At 58.2% G+C, this 2,689-nt stretch carries 4 protein-coding genes; 2 read left to right on the top strand and 2 right to left on the bottom strand.

All coding sequences use genetic code 11. From position 1 onward, the window contains the following. Window positions 1-543, top strand: a 543-nt coding sequence (locus AB1805_16990; protein MEW5747127.1) for a tetratricopeptide repeat protein, incomplete at its 5' end; no start/stop codon positions are given. A 15-nt stretch (window positions 544-558) separates the two neighbouring features. On the opposite strand, the gene nusB is transcribed toward AB1805_16990, so the two are convergent. Then, a complete protein-coding gene (gene nusB, locus AB1805_16985) occupies window positions 559-1,008 on the bottom strand; it encodes a transcription antitermination factor NusB (protein ID MEW5747126.1) in 450 nt (149 codons plus the stop codon). Between the two features lie 25 nt (window positions 1,009-1,033). Next, window positions 1,034-1,495: a 6,7-dimethyl-8-ribityllumazine synthase gene (gene ribE / locus AB1805_16980; protein ID MEW5747125.1), complete on the bottom strand. Its 462-nt coding sequence runs from the start codon at window positions 1,493-1,495 to the stop codon at window positions 1,034-1,036. Between the two features lie 104 nt (window positions 1,496-1,599). Between ribE and AB1805_16975 the strand changes: the two genes are divergently transcribed. Continuing rightward, window positions 1,600-2,451 (top strand): alpha/beta hydrolase, encoded by an 852-nt coding sequence (locus tag AB1805_16975; GenBank protein MEW5747124.1) that lies wholly within the window; start codon window positions 1,600-1,602, stop codon window positions 2,449-2,451. Window positions 2,452-2,689: the final 238 nt, after the last annotated feature.

Below are 2,689 nucleotides of genomic sequence, written 5' to 3'. Positions count from 1 at the left end.
CTCGGCGTCGCCTACGGCAAGCTCCGCAGGTATTCAGAGGCCCTCGAGGCGTTCAAGTACGCCATTGTCATCAGGCCCGACTATGCGAAGGCCTACTACAGCCTCGGCGTCGCCTACGGCAAGCTCCACCGGTATCCCGAGGCGATCGATGCCTTCAAAAAGGCGATCGCGGTCAAGCCCGATTATGCGGAGGTCTACTACAGCCTCGGCATAGCTTACGGCAAGCTCCACCGGTATCCCGAGGCGATCGATGCCTTCAAAAAGGCGATCGCGGTCAAGCCCGATTATGCGGAGGCGCACAACAATCTCGGGGTCACCTATCTCAAATCCGGGATGTACACCACCGCCCTCGAAGCATTCGACCAGGCGCTCATGATAAAACCTGACTATGCAAAGGCATTGCTGAACCTCGGGGTGGCTCACCTGGTCATGGGAGAGCGGAGCAAGGCATCGGAGAATATCGGCTATCTCAAAAGCCTCGTCGCCGACGGGCGGGGTGACGACCCGCCGCTCTCGCCCTACTGGATATCTCACTACGAATAACTGAAAATGGAGCTCTTACTTCTTGCTCCCCTCGCTCTCCCTGGCGATGCGGTCGAGAAGGCCGTTTATGAACGAGGCGGACTCCGCGGTCGAGTATTTCTTCGCGATCTCGAGCGCCTCGTTGATCGTCACTGCGCTCGGGATATCCTTCCTGAACAGCAGCTCGTAGGTAGCAAACCGTAGTATATTCCTGTCGATAGCCGCCATGCGGGAAAGGCTCCACTTTTCGGCGACGCGCTGAACTTCGCTATCGATCTCCCGCAGATGCCCTATGGTGCCGGCGATAATGTCCTCCGCAAAGACGCGCAGCTCCTGGTCCTTTTCTCCCGTATCCTCCCAGAAGTCGCGGAGGTCCCCCCTCATGCCCGCGAGGACATTCTGCTGCTCCGCATCCTCCGGCAGGTCGACGAAGTCGATCCGATAGAGGAACTGAAGAGCGTATTCACGGGCCTTCCGTCGTTTCATAACAGCATCACTTCTGTCTTTTCAATCATAGCTTCTTGAACACCTGCGCCATCTCGATCGCCGTGATCGCCGCATCCCATCCCTTGTTGCCGGCCTTGGTGCCTGCCCGTTCCACCGCCTGCTCGATGGTGTCGGAGGTGATGACGCCGAAGGCGATCGGTACGCCGGTCTCGAGCGACGCTGCAGCAATGCCCTTCGAGACCTCGCCGGCGACATACTCGAAATGGGGCGTCGCTCCCCTGATGACCGTGCCGAGGCATATGATCGCGTTATAGGCGCCCTTTGCCGCCATCCGCTTTGCCGCAAGGGGGATCTCGAACGCGCCAGGGACCTTCACCACCTCGAGATCCTCCTCCTGCGCCCCATGCCGCACCAGGGCATCGACAGCACCGTCGAGGAGCCGCGAGGTGATGAAATCATTGAACCTGCTCACGACAATGCCGAACGTGAGTCCCTTTGCCTGAAGCTCGCCTTCTATTATCTTCATGTTCCATCCTCCCGGGTATAATGATCGCACTGCTGTAACGAATATAGTATCATAAAATACAGCATTTTAAGCAAAATGAACTGCCCGGGAAGGGGGCGGGAGAGGTGTGCTACAATGACCCCATCGTGATACGGATCGTGCTCGGAGCCGCTGCGGCGCTCATCGTCATCTATCTCGGCCTTATCCTGCTCGTCTATCTCAGGCAGGAGAGCATGGTCTATATGCCCTCCAGAGAGGTCAGGCTGACGCCCCGCCTTATCGGCCTCGAGTACGCAGAGGTGCGCCTGAGGACAAAGGACGGTGTCGCTCTGTCGGCATGGTATGTGCCGGCGAAGAGCGAGCAGGGGGTGCTCCTCTTCTGCCACGGGAACGCGGGAAACATCTCGCACCGGCTCGACTCGATCAGAATATTCAACGACCTGAACCTGAGCGTGCTCATCTTCGACTACCGCGGCTACGGCGAGAGCGAGGGCAGGCCCTCGGAAGAGGGTACGTACCTCGACGCCGAGGCAGCCTGGGACTATCTCGTACACGAGCGGAAGGCGCCGCCGGAGCGGATCGTCCTCTTCGGCCGCTCTCTGGGCGGTGCGGTGGCTGCCGAGCTCGCGACGAGGAGGCGTGCGGCTGCGCTTATCGTGGAGTCTTCGTTTACTTCGGTCGCGGATATGGCGCACGAGCTCTACCCCTGGCTGCCGGTGAGGCGCATTACCAAGTTCCGGTATGCAACCATCGACAAGATCGGGAAGATCGCCTGCCCGAAACTGATCGTCCACAGCCCGCACGACGAGGTCATCCCTTTCTCGCACGGCCTCGCGCTTTTCGAGAAGGCTGCGCCGCCGAAGCGTATGCTCAGGATCGCCGGCAGCCACAATGAAGGGTTCCTCCTCTCGGGGCAGACCTATGGGGAAGGACTGAAGCAGTTCATTGCAGACGATGCCCTGGGACCTGCGGCATAAGCATGCTACAAAAGGCAGCTCTTGCCCGCCCCGCATTATTCATGTTGCTAATTATCTCGGGACGTGCTATTGTATAGAAAGAGTTTCAGAAGTTTTTAGCCCACGCGGTCACAAAGACTTTTAGCTTTGTGGCCTTTTTATTTGTGCCCTTCTGAAAGTTCAACTAACAAGTAAGGAGGTACACAATGGCTAACGGAACAGTAAAGTGGTTCAACGATTCCAAAGGCTTCGGCTTCAT

It is taken from the genome of Nitrospirota bacterium, assembly GCA_040752355.1.
Taxonomy (GTDB): Bacteria; Nitrospirota; Thermodesulfovibrionia; order Thermodesulfovibrionales; family Dissulfurispiraceae; genus JBFMCP01.
This window is presented reverse-complemented; position numbering and strand designations above follow the sequence as displayed.